13 protein-coding genes are annotated in these 15,891 nt (G+C 75.6%); 7 read left to right on the top strand and 6 right to left on the bottom strand.

The features are described from left to right. Positions 1-41 precede the first annotated feature (41 nt). The 4 genes from egtC to ACFVHB_RS13180 all read right to left on the bottom strand — a co-directional run bounded on the left by egtC (position 42) and on the right by ACFVHB_RS13180 (position 4,952). Positions 42-779 (bottom strand): ergothioneine biosynthesis protein EgtC, encoded by a 738-nt coding sequence (gene egtC / locus ACFVHB_RS13165; RefSeq protein ID WP_380319722.1) that lies wholly within the window; start codon positions 777-779, stop codon positions 42-44. Beyond that, on the bottom strand, positions 779-2,212 hold the full coding sequence (egtB, locus tag ACFVHB_RS13170; RefSeq protein ID WP_380319725.1) for an ergothioneine biosynthesis protein EgtB: 1,434 nt from the start codon (positions 2,210-2,212) through the stop codon (positions 779-781). The genes egtC and egtB overlap by 1 nt, the downstream gene beginning before the upstream one ends. Beyond that, on the bottom strand, positions 2,209-3,630 hold the full coding sequence (gene egtA / locus ACFVHB_RS13175; protein WP_380319728.1) for an ergothioneine biosynthesis glutamate--cysteine ligase EgtA: 1,422 nt from the start codon (positions 3,628-3,630) through the stop codon (positions 2,209-2,211). Before egtA ends, egtB begins: the two co-directional genes overlap by 4 nt. 122 nt (positions 3,631-3,752) lie before the next feature. After that, positions 3,753-4,952, bottom strand: a complete 1,200-nt coding sequence (locus ACFVHB_RS13180; protein ID WP_380319731.1) for an aminotransferase class I/II-fold pyridoxal phosphate-dependent enzyme — start codon at positions 4,950-4,952, stop codon at positions 3,753-3,755. 160 nt (positions 4,953-5,112) lie between these two features. Between ACFVHB_RS13180 and ACFVHB_RS13185 the strand changes: the two genes are divergently transcribed. Further along, the gene (locus ACFVHB_RS13185; RefSeq protein WP_380319734.1) at positions 5,113-5,700 is read left to right on the top strand and encodes an antibiotic biosynthesis monooxygenase; all 588 of its coding nucleotides are present in this window, start codon (positions 5,113-5,115) and stop codon (positions 5,698-5,700) included. Between the two features lie 91 nt (positions 5,701-5,791). Here the strand turns inward: ACFVHB_RS13185 and ACFVHB_RS13190 are convergent, their stop codons facing one another. Beyond that, entirely contained in the window at positions 5,792-6,247 is a 456-nt protein-coding gene (locus ACFVHB_RS13190; RefSeq protein ID WP_380319737.1) for an SRPBCC family protein, read from the bottom strand. Between the two features lie 10 nt (positions 6,248-6,257). After that, positions 6,258-8,039, bottom strand: coding sequence for a glycoside hydrolase family 15 protein (locus ACFVHB_RS13195; protein WP_380319740.1), 1,782 nt, complete (start codon positions 8,037-8,039; stop codon positions 6,258-6,260). Between the two features lie 369 nt (positions 8,040-8,408). Here ACFVHB_RS13195 and ACFVHB_RS13200 point away from each other — a divergent pair, with 369 nt between their 5' ends. The 6 genes from ACFVHB_RS13200 to ACFVHB_RS13225 all read left to right on the top strand — a co-directional run bounded on the left by ACFVHB_RS13200 (position 8,409) and on the right by ACFVHB_RS13225 (position 15,687). Next, a complete protein-coding gene (locus tag ACFVHB_RS13200) occupies positions 8,409-9,215 on the top strand; it encodes an SAM-dependent methyltransferase (protein WP_380319743.1) in 807 nt (268 codons plus the stop codon). Next, complete coding sequence (locus tag ACFVHB_RS13205; protein WP_380319746.1) at positions 9,212-11,326, top strand: putative bifunctional diguanylate cyclase/phosphodiesterase; 2,115 nt, start codon at positions 9,212-9,214, stop codon at positions 11,324-11,326. The genes ACFVHB_RS13200 and ACFVHB_RS13205 overlap by 4 nt, the downstream gene beginning before the upstream one ends. Before the next feature lie 416 nt (positions 11,327-11,742). Continuing rightward, positions 11,743-12,717 (top strand): glycosyltransferase family 2 protein, encoded by a 975-nt coding sequence (locus ACFVHB_RS13210; protein ID WP_380319749.1) that lies wholly within the window; start codon positions 11,743-11,745, stop codon positions 12,715-12,717. A 659-nt stretch (positions 12,718-13,376) separates the two neighbouring features. Continuing rightward, on the top strand, positions 13,377-13,550 hold the full coding sequence (locus ACFVHB_RS13215; RefSeq protein ID WP_380319752.1) for a hypothetical protein: 174 nt from the start codon (positions 13,377-13,379) through the stop codon (positions 13,548-13,550). Continuing rightward, entirely contained in the window at positions 13,547-14,347 is an 801-nt protein-coding gene (locus ACFVHB_RS13220) for a polysaccharide deacetylase family protein (RefSeq protein ID WP_380319755.1), read from the top strand. The genes ACFVHB_RS13215 and ACFVHB_RS13220 overlap by 4 nt, the downstream gene beginning before the upstream one ends. Before the next feature lie 161 nt (positions 14,348-14,508). Next, on the top strand, positions 14,509-15,687 hold the full coding sequence (locus tag ACFVHB_RS13225) for a glycosyltransferase family 4 protein (protein WP_380319758.1): 1,179 nt from the start codon (positions 14,509-14,511) through the stop codon (positions 15,685-15,687). Positions 15,688-15,891 lie beyond the last annotated feature (204 nt).

Raw genomic sequence — 15,891 nt, forward strand, 5'->3', positions numbered from 1 at the left:
GCGGGCTCGGTCGCGGGCTCAGAGGCGGCTCGGTCGCGGGCTCAGAGGCGCCGGACCGTGACGCCGTCCGGTCCGGCCAGCAGCAGCGAGCGGTCCGGGACGGCGTTCCAGTCCGGGTGGTCGTCGTACGGCTCGGAGGCGACCACGACGCCGAGGCCCGGCAGGGTCCGGTGGTGCAGGGTGTCGCCCCAGGCGGTCGCGGCCAGCGCGCGGCCGTCCGTCAGCAGCAGGTTGAGCCGCCCGGTGGTGCGCGCGGCCACGTCCGCGACCGTGCCGGCCAGCGCCTCGCCGAGGCCGGCGCCCGCCCGGAGCCGGTGCAGCGCCAGGCCCCAGAGCAGCGCCGAGTCGGTGCGCGCCACCAGCTCCAGCAACTCGGTCGGCGGCAGCAGCCCGGCCAGGGTGTCCAGCTTCTCCGGCCAGCCGGACACCGCGCCGTTGTGGCTGAACAGCCAGCGTCCCGCGGCGAACGGCGCGGCCGCCTCCTCGCCCGCCGCGCAGCCCTCGGTGGCCGAGCGGACGGCCGCCAGCAGCGCCCGGGTGCGGATCACCCGGGCGAGGTCGGCGAAGGTGGCGTCCGCCCAGACCGGCCCGGCCCGCCGGTGGCGGGCCGGCACCTCGTCGCCGTCCGCGTACCAGCCGAGGCCGAAGCCGTCCGCGTTGACCGTGCCGTACTGCTGGCTGCGCGGCGCCCAGGACTGCCGGTAGAGCCCGAACGGCGGCTCGACCAGCAGCTCCTGCGGCTCCACCGGCTCGCCCAGGTAGGCGAGGTGGCGGCACATCAGCCGGCCTCCACGTCGGCGGCGGTGCGGAACCCGGCGAAGATCTGCCGCCGGATCGGGTAGTCCCAGTTGCGGAAGGTGCCCCGGCAGGCGACCGGGGCGACGGCGAAGCAGCCACCGCGCAGCACCTTGTACTCGGGCCCGAAGAAGACCTCCGAGTACTCCTTGTATGGCCAGGCCCGGAAGCCCGGGTAGGGGCGGAAGTCGCTGGCCGTCCACTCCCACACGTCGCCCATCAACTGCCGTACGCCGTACGGGGATTCGCCGCCGGGGTAGCTGCCGGCCGGGGCCGGGCGGAGGTGGCGCTGGCCGAGGTTGGCCTGCTCGGGCCCGGGCGTCGCGTCGCCCCACGGGTAGCGGCGGGAGCGGCCCGAGGCCGGGTCGTGCCGGGCGGCCTTCTCCCACTCCGCCTCGGTCGGCAGCCGCCGCCCGGCCCACCGGGCGTACGCGTCGGCCTCGTACCAGCTGACGTGCAGCACCGGCTCGTCGGCCGGGACGGGCTCCAGCACGCCGAACCGGCGGCGGAGCCACTGGCCGCCCTCGCGCCGCCAGAACAGCGGGGCGGTCAGCCCGGCCTGCTGCCGGTGCGCCCAGCCCTCGGCCGTCCACCAGCGCGGGTCGTCGTAGCCGCCGTCGGCGATGAAGTGCTGGTAGGCGCCGTTGGTGACGGGCGTGGTGTCCAGCCGGAAGGCCGGCAGCTCGACCCGGTGCGCCGGGCGCTCGTTGTCCAGCGCCCAGGGCTCGGTGTCGGTGCCCATGGTGAACGGGCCCGCGGGGACGAGCACGTCGGCGGGCAGCGCGGCCGCGTCCGCCGGGGCGGGCGGCGGCGGGGGAGCGGCCAGGGCCGGCTTGCCCTTGCGGAGCTGATGGGTGATCAGCATCGTCTCGTCGTGCTGCTGTTCGTGCTGGGCGATCATCCCGAAGGCGAACCCGGCGTCCAGCAGCGGGGCGCCCTCCAGCGGGCTGGCCCCGAGCAGGTCGAGCACCCGGCCGCGCACCTCGTGGGCGTACGCGCGGGCCTCGGGCGGCGGCAGCAGCGGCAGGCTGGGCCGCTCGGCGCGCGGGTGCTCGAACGCGTCGTACAGCGGGTCGATCTCCGGGTGCATCGGGTCCCGGCCGCCGACGTTGCGCAGCAGCCAGAGCTCCTCCTGGTTGCCGATGTGCGCGAGGTCCCAGACCAGCGGGGACATCAGCGGGGAGTGCTGGGCGGTGAGGTCGTGGTCCTCGACGCAGTCGGTGAGCGCGGCGGTCCGGGCGCGGGCGGCCAGCAGCTCGGCGGCGATCGTCTCGCGCAGCGTCTCCAGGGGGAGGGTGTCGAGCCGCGGGGTGTCGAGCCGCCGGGTGTCGCGTGGCGGGGTGTCGCCCGGGTGCTGCTGGTCCGGGGTCGCGGGGGTCGCGGTGGGGGCGCCGGCCGGGCGGGCGTCGTCGATCATGGTGCGGCCTCCTCCGGGGGAGTGCGTCGGGTGCCGGAGCGCAGTGCGTCCAGCTGGTCGTCGGCCGGGCAGCGGCCGCGCGCGGGGTAGCGCTCGGCGAACTCGGCGACGGCGGTGCGCAGCCGCTCGGCGCCGGGCAGGCGGCCCAGCGCGGCGTCGGCGGCGGCGAAGCAGGCGAGGGCGGCGCGGCGCAGTTCGGGGTCGGCGACCGCCAGCGTGGCGGCGCGGCGCCAGGCCTCGCTGCGCGGCGGGCGCGGGCCGTCGGCGCACTCCAGCGGCTCCAGCGCGGCCAGCGCGGCGTCGGCGGCCACCGGGTCGTCCAGCAGCGCGGTGACCAGGGCGGCCGGGACGATCCAGCCGTCGCCGGGCTGGGCGTCGATCATCCGCAGCTCCAGGTGGCCGCGCGGGCGGACCGGCGGGAACAGCGTGGTGCGGTGGTAGTCCAGGTCCGCCAGGGTGGGCGGGCGCTCGCCGGCGCCGCGCAGCCAGTCGGCGAAGGTCAGCCCGGCCGGCGCGGTCCACGGCCGCCCGTCGGGGCGGCGGATGCAGAGCACCTCGGCGTCGAGCACGTACCGGCTCCAGGCCTCGCGCGGATCGCCGTGGTCCGGGGCGGGGGCGAGTGTCCGGGTGGGGTCCATCCGGGACCAGACGGTCTGCCGGGTGGACCGGTGGCCGGTCGGCTTCCCGTCCAGCAACGGGGAGTTGGCGAAGGCGGCGACCAGCACCGGACCGAGCCGGTGGGTCAGCTGCCAGCGTCGGGCCAGCGTGTGCGGGCTGCTCGCGGTGCCGTTCCTCCCGGCACCCGGACCGGCGCCCGGACCGGCGCCCGGACCGGTATCGCGTCCGGCGTCCAGCCCGGCGTCCAGGCAGACCTGGACGGAGGCGGTGCCGGTCATCATGATCCGGCCCCAGGGACCGGCCGAGTTGAAGAACCGTTCCATCGCCAGGTAGCGCGGGTGGTCCAGCACCATCCGGCGCGGACGCGCCAGCGGATCGGTGCCGGTGCCGGTGAGTCGCAGGCCCTGGGCGGCGAAGGCGGCCCGCAGGGCGGCGAGATCGCGTCGGGTGTCGTCGACGCAGGCGACGAGTCCTTCGGCGGGCGGGGAGCTGAGCTCGACCTGTCCGCCGGGTTCGAGGGTGAGGCGGGCCCCGGAGGGGAGCGACGTCCCGTCCGGACCGCCGAGGGGCAGTGCGTCCAGTGCGGCGTGCAACCGCTCCGGTAGGACGGGGGTGCCGGGACATCGGTCGTCGTGGACGAACCACTCGACCTCGACGCCGACCAGCCGGGGCGGGCCGATCTTGAAGCAGACGCCGGACATGTGGCTGCGCGCGGCCGACTCGGTCAGCGGCGTGACCCCGCCGGACGGCGGATCCGTGCTGGGTCGGGCGGTCGGACTGGTCGGTCGAACGGGTATCACCGGACTCACCATCCTCGGGATCACGATTGCGGCCCGGTCTACCTTGCCCAGTCTGCTACGGACCATGCCGGGGCGCTCCGCAAACATCTGGTGAAGAGGAGTCTTCGCAGGTCAGGGGCGGTTCAAACGGGTGACACCCGGGGCTCGGCCCGGCGCAGCCGCTCCAGCACGGTCGCCAGCACCGGGGTCGGCAGCGCGTAGTTGAGCCGCAGCGAACCGCGTCCGCCCGGCCCGAAGTCGGCCCCGTCCGAGGCCTCCAGACCGCACCGCTCCAGCAGCGCCGCCCGCGCCCCGTCCGGCGGCAGACCGAGCGCGGCGGCATCCACCCAGAGCAGGTAGGAGGCCTCGGGCACGGACCGCACGGCGCCGCCGAGCAGACCGGTCAACCGGTCCCGCGCGGCCGCCAGGTGCGCCAGCAGCGCGTCCAGCCACGGGCCGCCCTCCCGCAGCGCCGCCTGCTGGACCACCTGCTCCAGCAGCCCGCCCTCCCACAGCCCGTACCCGGCCATCACCCCGACCAGCCGCTCGCGCAGCGCGGCGTCCGGGACGAGCGCGAAGCAGCTCGGGATGCCGGAGGCGTTGAAGGTCTTGCCGACCGAGTTGAGCGTGACCGTCCGCTCCCGGTCCCGGCCCGCCACCGCGACCGCCACCGGATGCCGGTGACCGGGGTGGGTGAGGTCGCCGTGCACCTCGTCCGAGACCAGCACCGCGCCGGCCCGCGCCACCACCTCGGCGAGCGCGGACACCTCCGCCTCGGACCACACCCGCCCGGACGGGTTGTGCGGACTGCTCAGCAGCACCGCGCCGTCCCGGCACCCGGCGAACGCCGCCACCGGCAGCCGGTGACCCGCGGCGTCCCGGACCAGCGGCACCTCCCGGAACGGCAGGCCGGCCGCCCGGCAGAGCTGGGCGAAGCCGCCCCACTCGGGCGTCGGGAACAGCACCTCGCCGGCCGGGCGCACCGCCTCCAGCAGCAGCCGGACGGCCGTCCGCGGCCCGAACGGGAGCAGCAGCACCCAGGACGGGTCCACCTCCACGCCGTGCCGGTCCCGGTACCACCGCGCCACCAGCTCCCGCCCGGCCGGATCGCACACCGTGTACCCGTACGCGCGGTGCCGCGCCCGCCGCGCCAGCGCCCGTGCCACGGCCGGCGGCCCCGGCAGGTCCATGTCGGCCAGGCCCATCGGGATCACCCCGCCCGCCCCGCCGCCGGCCCGGGCCCACTTGCCGCTCCCGGTGCCGCCGCGGTCGAAGGGCCGGTCGAAGAGCCGGTCGTAGGGCCCGCCGGATCCGGGGCGCGGCCCGTTCGGCGCGGTCGTCATGGCGGGCCTCCCGGGGCGTCGCGTCGGTCGGGGGATCGGCGGTCCGCAGCCACCATAGGGCGCGTCCCACGAGGCGGGCAGGCAAAGCGCGGACGCCGGGCGGGGCCGTACGCTGCGGGGCGGGTGCGACCGGCGGCGACGCACGGGAAGGGCGGGACGCATGACGACCACGGCACACGACGAGGCGGCCGGGCGCGGGCGGACGGGCGAGGACGAGGTCACCCTCTTCGTGGCCCGCCGGGTGGAACCCGGGTACGAGGAGGCGTTCGAGGCCTGGGCGAAGGAGATCCTCGCCGCGGCCGCCGCGCACGAGGGCAACCTCGGCACCGGACTGTTGCGCCCGGCCGGCCCGGACGACCCCTGGCACCTGCTGCTGCACTTCCGCGACGGCGGGGCGTTCGGCTCCTGGCAGGCGTCCCCGGCCCGGGCGGCCTGCTTCGCGGCGGCGGACGGCCACCACCACGAGGTGCACCGGCACGAGATCCTCGGCATGGAGGGCTGGTTCGCCACCACCAAGGCGGCCGAGCCGAGGGGCCGCCCGCCCGTGCGCTGGAAGATGGCCGTCGCCTCGACGCTCGCGATCGCCCCGCTCACCGTCACCGCGAGCGTCCTGCTCAACCCGCACCTGGCCGGCCTGCCGACGGCCGTCCGGCCGCTCGTCACCGCGCCGCTCATCAGCGCGCTGATGACGTACGCGGCGCTGCCGGTGGTCACCCGGCTGCTGCGGCGGTGGCTGTTCCGCCGGTGACGGACGACGGACAACTGGCGGCGAACAGCCTGACGACTGACAGATGACAGATAACAGCGAACAACTAACAGATGTTGAAATCTGTCAGCTGTCAGTCGTTCGCCGTCAGGTACGCCGCGAGCCCCCGCCGGCCGCGCCGCATCAGCACGGCGTGGTTGGCGCGGAAGAGCGGGTGCAGGGGGAGGGCGAGGCGGCGCAGCAGGGGTTTGCCGGGGCGGGTGTCCTCCTCGAAGAGCACCCGGCTGCCGGTGCCGTCCGCGCTGACCGTCCAACGGGACCAGCCGGTGAGGTCCCCGGACATGGCGGCCTCCAGGACGCCGGCCGCTGGGTCCCGCCGCACCGTCTCCAGCCCGATCACCAGCTGGTACGGCAACAGCGCCCGCACCAGCACTTCGCCGCTGTCGGAACCGGTGCCCGTCTGCCGGACCGCGCGGATCTCGGGCCACCAGAGCGGGTACCGGCGCACGTCCTCGAGCGCCGCGTACACGGCGGCCGGTGGCGCGGGCAGGCGCCAGGTGTCGCGGAACCGGTAGTGGTTGGGGTCCACGCCCCGCACCCTACTCCGGCTCGGCCAGGGTGAAGGCCGTGTTGACCAGCGCGACGTGGCTGAACGCCTGCGGGGTGTTGCCGAGTTGGCGGCGGGCGCGCGGGTCCCACTGCTCGGAGAGCAGGCCGAGGTCGTTGGCGAGCCCGACCACCCGGGTGAACAGGTCGTGCGCCTCGGACCGCCGCCCGGTGGCGGCGAGCGCGTCGGCGAGCCAGAACGAGCAGGCCAGGAAGGCGCCTTCGCCGCCGGGCAGGCCGTCGGTGCGCTGGTGGGCCTGGTACCGGCGGACCAGGCCGCCGTGGTCGAGGCCGTCCCGGACGGCGTCGACGGTGCGGATCACCCGGGGGTCGTCCGGCGGCAGGAAGCCGCTCTTGACCACGAACAGGGTGGCCGCGTCGAGCCCCTGCCCGCCGTAGTGCTGGACGAAGACGCCGCGCCGCCGGTCGTAGCCGTGCGCGCAGACGTCGGCGTGGACGGCGTCGCGCATCGCCCGCCAGCGGTCGACGGGGGCGGGCAGGCCGGTGGCCTCGGCGAGCCGGACGGCGCGGTCGGCGGCGACCCAGGACATCACCTTGGAGTGCACGAAGTGCCGCCGCCCGCCGCGGACTTCCCACAGTCCTTCGTCGGGTTCCCGCCAGTGCCGCTCCAGGTACGCCATGAGGGTGCGGAGCAGGGTCCAGACGTGCCGTTCCATCGGCAGGCCGGCCAGCAGGGCGAGGTGCAGGGTGTCCACCACCTCGCCGTAGACGTCGAGTTGGAGCTGGTCGACGGCGGCGTTGCCGAACCGCACCGGCCGGGAGCCTTCGTAGCCGGGCAGCCAGTCGGCGACGGTCTCGCCGAGGACGCGCTCGCCGGCGACGCCGTACACGGTCTGCAGGTCGCCGGGGTCGCCGGCGATGGCGCGCAGCAGCCAGCGGCGCCAGGCGGCGGCCTCCTCGCGGAAGCCGCCGCGGAGCAGGGCGGAGAGCGTCATCGAGGAGTCGCGCAGCCAGCAGAACCGGTAGTCCCAGTTGCGCATCCCGCCGATCCGCTCGGGCAGTGAGGCGGTGGGCGCGGCGACGATCCCGCCGGTGGGCGCGTAGGCGAGCGCCTTGAGGGTGATCAGCGAGCGCAGCACGGCGTCCCGCCACTCGCCGCGGTAGCGGCAGCCGCCCGCCCAGCGCTCCCAGTCGCGGAGGGCGGCGAGTAACGCCTCCTCGGGGTCGGTGCGCGGGGTGGTGGGCAGGTGGGAGGGCTGCCAGGTGAGCACGAAGGCGACCCGGCGGCCGGCGGTGACGGTGAAGTCGGAGGCGGTGACGCCGTCCACGCCGTAGGTGTGCACCCCGGGCGGGACGCGCAGCCAGGCGGAGTCGGGTCCGGCGACCGCGACCCGGTGGCGGCCGGTGCGGCGGACCCAGGGTTCGATCCGGCCGTAGTTGAAGCGCAGCCGCAGTTCGCCGCGGACCGGGACGGTGCCGTCGAGGCCCTCGACGATCCGGATCAGCTGCGGGGTGCGTCGGCCGTCCTGCCCGCGCTGCGGCATGAAGTCGGTGACCCGGACCGAGCCGCCGGGGGTGTGCCAGTCGGTTTCGAGGACGAGGCTGTCGCCGCGGTAGCGGCGGGTGGCGCACCGCGTGCCGCCGACCGGGGCGAGCCGCCAGGCGCCGTGCTGCCGGTCGCCGAGCAGGCCGGCGAAGCAGCTGGGGGAGTCGAACCGCGGCAGGCACAGCCAGTCGACCGATCCGTCCCGGCCGACCAGGGCGGCGGTCTGCAGGTCACCGATCAGGGCGTAGTCCTCGATGCGTCCGGCCATCAGCTCCATTCTCGGCCGACACCGCATCCTCGGCAGAACTCGTCAGAACTCGGTAGAGCTCGGCGGAACCCGGTAGAACTCTGCAGAAAACAGCAGAAACCATCAGAACTCGGCAGGATGGGGCAGAAGGTCACCAGGTCCCCCGGGGACCAGCGGCCCGCGCCCCCGGCGCACCGGCGCGGTCACGTCCCGCCGGCACCCCCACCCCACCCCCCGTCGGAGCGGAGCCGAGGCCTCCGGAGGATGGGAGAACTCCGCTTGCATGCGTTCGGCGTGCAAGGGAGGATCTTTTGTGCTTGTAGTCTCAGCAGTCGCAGCCGTCCCTCCGGACAGCTGGCTTCCCGGAACCGGAGCGAAGGAGTCCTCAGGATGCGGCGACCGAACTGGGTACCGGAAGGCACGGACCTGGACAAACCGAACGCCGCGCGGGTCTACGACTACTACCTCGGAGGTTCGCACAACTTCGAGGTCGACCGGGAGATGGCCCGCAAGGCGATCGCCCTCTGGCCGGAGCTGCCCCAGATCATGCGCTCCAACCGTGCCTTCCTGCGCCGCGCCGTGCAGTTCGTCGCCGAACGGGGCATCACCCGCTTCCTGGACATCGGCTCCGGCATCCCCACCTTCGGCGCCGTGCACGAGATCGCCCGCGAGATCCGCCCCGAGGCCGAGGTGGTCTACATCGACCGCGACCCGGTGGCCGTGGCGCACAGCCGGCTGCTGCTGCAGGACGACCCGAAGAGCTCCGTCGTCCAGGCCGACCTGCGCGACGTCGACGACCTGCTGGCCCGCCCCGAGGTGACCGCCCTGCTGGCGGCCGGCGAGCCGGTGGCCGTGCTGCTGGTCGCCGTCCTGCACTTCGTCAGCGACGCCGAGGACCCGTGGAAGCTGGTCGCGGTGCTGCGCGACGCGCTCCCGCCGGGCAGCGCGCTGGTCCTCTCGCACGCCTCCCTGGAGGGCCGCCCGGACCAGGCCGAGGACCACCAGAAGCTCTACCGGATGACGCCCACTCCGCTGACCATGCGCACCCACGAGCAGATCACCGCGATGTTCGCGGGCTTCGAGCTGGTCGAGCCCGGCGTCGTCTACCTGCCGCAGTGGCGGCCCGACCAGCCGGAGGCCGTCGGCCAGCACCCCGAGCGGATGACCGGGGTGGCGGGCGTTGGGTTCCGCCCGTGAACGAAGCGCCGGTGCCGAGCAGCGCCGAACGGTTCCACGAGGACTGGGCACGGCTGCTCTCCGGTGACCACGGCACGGCGGTCCACCCCGGTCTGCTCGGCAGGCTGGTCTCCCGGACCGCCGCGCTGCTCCACCGCGCCCAACGGGAGCAGCCGTTCGAGCCGCACCTGGCCGCCCAGGCCGGCGCGGAGCTCGTCGACGCGCACTTCACCGACCCGGTGGTGCTGGCGCGCGCCGTCGAGCTGCTCCAGGAACAGCCGGTCACCGACGACCGCGGGCCCGCGCTGTGCGGCGCCTTCGCGGCCGGCTGGGCGGCCGCGCTGCGCGAGCGCACCCTGCGCGAGCAGGAGGCCATCCGCACCGCCGCCGACGTGGCCCGCAAGGAGGCCGAACGGGCGCTGCGCGCCTCCGAGGCCCGGTTCCGCGCGCTGTTCGAGAGCGCGGCGATCGGCATCGGCATCGGCGACACCGACGGCAACATCCTCGCCGTCAACAAGGCGCTCCAGGAGCTGTTCGGGGCCGGCCCGGAGGACATGCAGGGCCGCCGGGTCGGCGACCTCGTCCACCCCGAGGACACCCCGGGCGTCTGGGAGGCGTACGAGGAGCTGATCAGCGGCAAGCGGGAGTACTTCCAGTTCGACAAGCCGTACTACCGGGCGGACGGCGAGGTGGTCTGGACCCACCTGACGGTCTCGTTGATCCGCGACGACGACGGCCGCCCGCAGTACCAGGTGGCGATGCTGGAGGACATCACCGACCGCTACCGGCTCCAGGAGCGGCTGCGCCACCAGGCCACCCACGACCCGCTGACCGGCCTGCCCAACCGGGCGGCCTTCTTCGAGCGGCTGGAGAAGCTCTTCGAGGAGCCGGACCCGGGCGCCCGGTTCGGCCTCTGCTACGTGGACCTCGACGGCTTCAAGGTGGTCAACGACAGCCTCGGCCACGACACCGGTGACCAGCTGCTCTCCGCCGTCGCGGCCCGGCTGAAGGCCGCCCTCACCCCGCTCGGCCACCTGGTCGCCCGGCTCGGCGGCGACGAGTTCGTGGTGCTGCTGGAGAACTGCCGCGGCGAGCAGGAGGCCGTCGCCGCCGCCAAGACCGTGCTGAAGGCGCTGGCCGGGCCGGTCCTGATCGGCGATCACAAGCTCGCCGTGGGAGCCAGCGTGGGCGTGCTGGAGCGGCGCGTCTCCACCACCACGCCGGGCGCCGCCGTCCGCGCCGCCGACCTGACGCTGTACCGGGCCAAGGAGGCCGGCCGCGGCCGCTGGACGCTCTTCGACCCCAAGGAGAACGCCCGCGCGGTCAGCCGCTACGCCGTCTCGGTCCGGATGCCGGCCGCCCTCGACCGCGGCGAGTTCTTCATCGACTACCAGCCGTTGTACGCGCTGACGGACGGCCGGCTGGCCGCCGTCGAGGCGCTGGTGCGCTGGCGCCACCCGCAGCTCGGCGTGCTCGGCCCGGACGAGTTCGTCACCACCGCCGAGGAGACCGGCCTGATCATGCCGCTCGGCCGCTGGGTGCTGGAGCAGGCCTGCGGCCAGGCGGCGGAGTGGATCAAGCGGTTCGGTGACGACGCGCCGCAACTGAACGTCAACCTGGCGGTCCGTCAGGCCCGCAGCGCCGCCCTGGTGACCGACCTCGGCCGGATCCTGGACGCCACCGGCCTGGACCCGGCCCGGCTCCAGCTGGAGATCACCGAGTCCACCGTGGTCGGCCCGGAGGACGAGGCGCTGCGCACCCTGCACGGGCTGGTTGACCAGGGCGTCTCGCTCGCCGTCGACGACTTCGGCACCGGCTGGTCCAACCTGGCCTACCTGCGCGACCTGCCGGTCTCCGGGCTGAAGATCGCCGGTTCGTTCGTCGGCGACCTGCACGACCCGGCCAAGGACGAGGAGACGGGGTGGCGGATCGTCAGCGGCCTGGTGTCGATGGCGCACGCGCTGGGCCTGACCGTCACCGCCGAGGGCGTGGAGACCCGCAAGGACGCCGAGCGGCTGCGCGCCATCGGCTGTGACTGGGCGCAGGGCTGGCACTTCGGCCGCCCGGTGCGGCCCGCCGAGATCGCCCGTCGGATCGCCGAGGAGCCGGAGGGCCGCCCGGTCGGTGGCTGAAGGGCGGCCCGGTCAGGGCCGGGCCGCCGCGCGCGGGCGGTGTGAGGTGCCGCGCGTAGGCGGCGCGCGACCCATCGTGAAATCGTAAAAAACCGGACAAACCCCCTTGACGTGACTCTCCGTACGTGTGCACGATGAGGCCCTGGCACAGACCGCACCCCCGGTGCGGGACGAAGGTTCAGGCCAGTTCGACAGACCGGCGCTTCGGCGCCCGGGAGCCCGCGGCGCGCACCCCCATCCGGCCGCCGGTCGCTCCCCGTAGTTCCGGCAGTCCCCGTCCGGAAGTCCGCGCGGGAACTGTGTTCCGGGGCCCCGCCCCCCGCGCATCCGTCGCGCACCCGGGCCCGCCCCGTCACACCAGGGGCCGCGCCGCCTTCCGGCGCCGCCCGCCGCCTCCCCCCGAGAGGCCGCCCTCGATGAGCACCATCCTGCCCGATGACGTCCGCCCGAATCCGTCCGAACGCCCCGAACGCCCTGAGCGCGACGGGCTCATGCGCCGGGCCACCGACCGGACGACCGCCCGGCGGACCGCGACCCGCGGTCCGCACCCGGCCGCCCGCGGGCGCGGCGTCAGCCTGATCGTCCCGGTCCGCCGGGATGCCGACGAGGTCCCCTGGGTGTTCGAGCAGATCCCGCGCTGCGTGGACGAGGTCATCCTGGTCGACGTCACCGAGCCGGTCGGCGCCACCGGGGCCGCCGCGCCCGACGACCACGCCACCGGCACTGCCGACGACGCCACAGGCACCGGCACCGGTGACCTCACCACCGGCACCACCGTCACCGAGGACGGTCGCGCCGCCGACGACCCGGACGCGGCCGCGGGCCGGCACCGCCGGCCCGTCGTCCGCAGGGTCCGGCAGAGCGCACCGGGCAAGGGCAGCGCCCTGCGCGCGGGATTCGCCGCCGCCACCGGTGAGTACGTCGTGACGATGGACGCCGACGGTTCCATGTGGCCCGGGGAGATCCCGCACTACCTGCACTTCCTCGACAACGGCTACGACTTCGTCAAGGGCTCGCGCCGCATCGCCGGCGGCGGCTCGCTGGACCTCGGCCGGGTGCGTTCGCTGGGCCACCGGGCGATGGTCGTCCTCACCAACCACCTCTACCGCACCTCCATGACGGACCTCTGCTACGGCTTCTACGCCTTCCGCCGCGCCGTCCTGAACGCGCTGGACCTGCGGTCCTCCGGTTCCGAGATCGAGACCGAGATGATCGCCCACGCCCTGCGCGCCGGCCTCCGGATCGCGGAGGTGCCGAGCCTGGAACTTCCTCGCCGCAGCGGCCGCTCGCGCCGCCAGGCCGTCTCCGACGGCACGGCGGCGCTGCGCGTCCTCGTGACCGAGCGTCCCGGCGCCAAGGCCGCGGTGACCGCAGCCGCGGGGGAGCGATGATGAAAGGCCCCGACCGGCGCACCGCAGCTGCCTGTCCGCGCCCTGCCGTTCGTGACTCGCTCTACACCACCCTCCGGATCGTCGCACCGGGGCCGGACGAGCGGGGCGGCCTGTGCCCGCCCCGCGGTCCCGGCGCCGCCGGCCCGGACGGCCGCGTGTTGGCGTTGGTGCGGCTGCACGGACACCTGCTCGGCTTGGCCCCGGCCACCGGAGCGGCAGGCGAGCCCGCCACGCCGCCTCGGGCGCTGGTCGACGCCCCCTCGGTTCCCGGCCACCCGGGCCCCCTCACCCGGTACCGCTCACCCGGTACCCACCGACCACCTACGGCGGGCCCGCGTCGGCCCGGCCCGCCGCCTCCGGGCACCGGACCACGACCGGTGCCACCACCGGGGCCTCCGGGCGCGTCGAGTCGGGTCGGCCGCCTCGGAGGCCCCGGTCGGTCCGGCCGGCCGTCGAGCCGGACCGGCGGGGACGATCCCCACGGACCACCCCGGACGACCGATCACCTGCCGTGAACCACCCCCGGTGAACCACCCCCGGTGAACCACCTCCGATGAACCACCCCCGATGAATCGCCCGCCATGAACGAAACACTCGTGATGAACCGTTTGCGCGCCCCACCCAGCACACCCGGACGACCGGAAGGACGGACGAAGGCCATGGAGAGCCACAGCGCCACCGCCCTCACCGGCGGATCCCCGGCCAGGCCGCGCCCCTTCGCGGCCGTGCTGCGCGACCTGCTCGCGGGCGCGGCCTGCCGCCTGGCCGCGGCGCCGCACCTTCCGGGACAGCCCCACCGGCCGCCGCGAGCCCGGCACCGGAGCCTGCCATGACCGTCGTGCCGGTCTTCCAGTACCACTCGGTGTCGAACAACCCGCCGTCGTGGATCTCCCCGCTCACCGTCACCCCGGCCGTCTTCCGCGAGCAACTGGACCGGATCGCCGGCAGCGGCCTCGAGGTGGTGCCGCTGCGCCGCCTGGTCCTGGCGCAGCGGGGCGGCCCCCCGGTGCCGTCCAACGCGGCCGTGCTCACCTTCGACGACGGCTTCGCCGACTTCTACTGGACGGTCGCGGAGGTGCTGACCGAACGCGGGCTGCCCGCCACCCTGTACGTGACGGTCGGCGCCGTCCACCCGCCCGGCGCCGCCGGGTCCGGCAGCCTGCTGCCGCCCTCCGACATGCTGAACTGGCGCCAGGTCGCGACCCTGGACAGCCTCGGGGTGGAGATCGGCGGCCACTCGATGACCCACGCGGAGCTGGACGTGCTCGGCGGCGGCCGCTGGCTGCCCGAGATCCTCGACTGCAAGCGCCACCTGGAGGAGGTGCTGGGGCACGAGGTCGGCTCCTTCGCCTACCCCCACGGCTACTCCAGCCCGCCCGTCCGGCGGGCCGTCAGGGAGGCGGGGTGGACCTCGGGGGTGTCGAAAGGCAACGCCTTCAGTTCGAGCACCGAGGACCCTTTGCGGATCTCCCGGCTGACCGTCCGCGCGGACACGCCGCCGCAGCTCTTCCAGATCTGGACCGAGCTCCGCGGCGCCCCGGTGGCGCCCCCGGCCGAGGGCCTGCAGGTGCGGCGCAACCGGCTCTACCGCAGACTGCGCGCGGCGACCGGACGCCTGCTCCCGTCCTGACCCCCAGGACACGCCGTCCCGGCCCCCAAGACCCGCCGTCCCGACGCCACGGGACACGCCGTCCCGGCCCCCCAAGACTCGCGCCCGACGCGCGAGACACGCCGTCCCGACCCCCAAGACGGGCCGACCCGGCGCCGTACCGCCCGGAGAGGCACAGCACGATGACCACGACCGCACACCACGCCACGGCTCCGCGGCCCGGGCCCGGCCCGGACGGCCGGCGGACCATCCTGCACGTCGCGCAGTCCAGCGAGGGCGGGGTCGCCCGGGTGGCCGCCGACCTCGTCGCGGGTCAGTGCGCCCGGGGCGACCGGGTGGTCGTGGCCTGCCTGCCCGGCAGCCGGCTGCACCGGGCGGCCGAGTGCTCCGGCGCGCACGTCGTGCCGTGGGAGGCCGGTCGCGCTCCCGGCCCCGGGCTGGCCCGCGAGGTGGCCGCGCTGCGCCGGGTGGTCCGGTCGGCGCGGCCGGACCTGGTGCACCTGCACAGTTCGAAGGCGGGCCTCGCGGGCCGGCTGGCGCTGCGGGGCCGGCTGCCCACGGTGTTCCAGCCGCACGCCTGGTCGTTCGACGCGGTGCCGGGCCCGCTGCGGGTGGCGCTGGCGCAGTGGGAGCGGGCCGGGGCGCGGTGGGTGCACCGGCTGGTGTGCGTCAGCGAGGCGGAGCACCTCCAGGGCCGGGCGGCCGGGGTGCGGGCCCCCTACGTGGTCGTGCCGAACGGCGTGGACCTCGCCTACTTCGCCGGTGCGAACGGGTCCTCGCGGCAGGCGGCGCGCGGCCGGCTCGGCGTGGACGACGCGGTGCCCCTGGCGGTGTGCGTGGGACGGCTGTGCCGTCAGAAGGGCCAGGACGTGCTGCTCGGGGCGTGGCCCGGCGTCCGGGACCGGGTGGCCGGGGCGCAGCTGGTCCTGGTCGGCGACGGGCCGGACCGCGCGGCGCTGGCCGCCCGGGCGCCCGAGGCCGTCCGGTTCGCCGGGGACGTGGCCGATCCGCGCGACTGGTACCGGGCGGCGGACCTCGTGGTGCTGCCCTCCCGCTGGGAGGGGATGGCGCTCGCTCCGCTGGAGGCCATGGCCTGCTGCTGCCCCGTCGTGGTGACCGACGTGCCCGGCGCCCGCGAGAGCCTGCCCGCCCCCCAGTGGCCGGTGGCCCTCGTCCCGCCGGACGATCCCGGCGCGCTCGCGGCCGCGGTGAGTGCGCGGCTGGCCGACCTCCACGGCTGCCACCGGCTGGGCCGGCGGGCGCAGCGGCACGTCTGCCGGCACCACGACGTGCGCCAGGTCGTCGAGCACATGTACACCGTCTACGACGACGCCCGCCGGGCGTGGGCGGCGCACGGCTGACCGGCGCACGGCTGAGCGGCGGCGCCCGGCTGAGCGGCGGCGCCCGGCAACCGGCCGTCGAGGCGTCAGGAACTGCCGGCGCCCGCCAGGAACTGCCGGCACCCGTCGGCCCCCGCCGGCGCCCGCCAGGAACTGCCAGCATCTGCCACGAACTGCCACGGACTGCCCTGAGCTGCCACGAACTGCCAGCACCCGCCGGCACCC

The organism is Kitasatospora sp. NPDC127111, from assembly GCF_042677465.1.
GTDB lineage: Bacteria > Actinomycetota > Actinomycetes > Streptomycetales > Streptomycetaceae > Kitasatospora.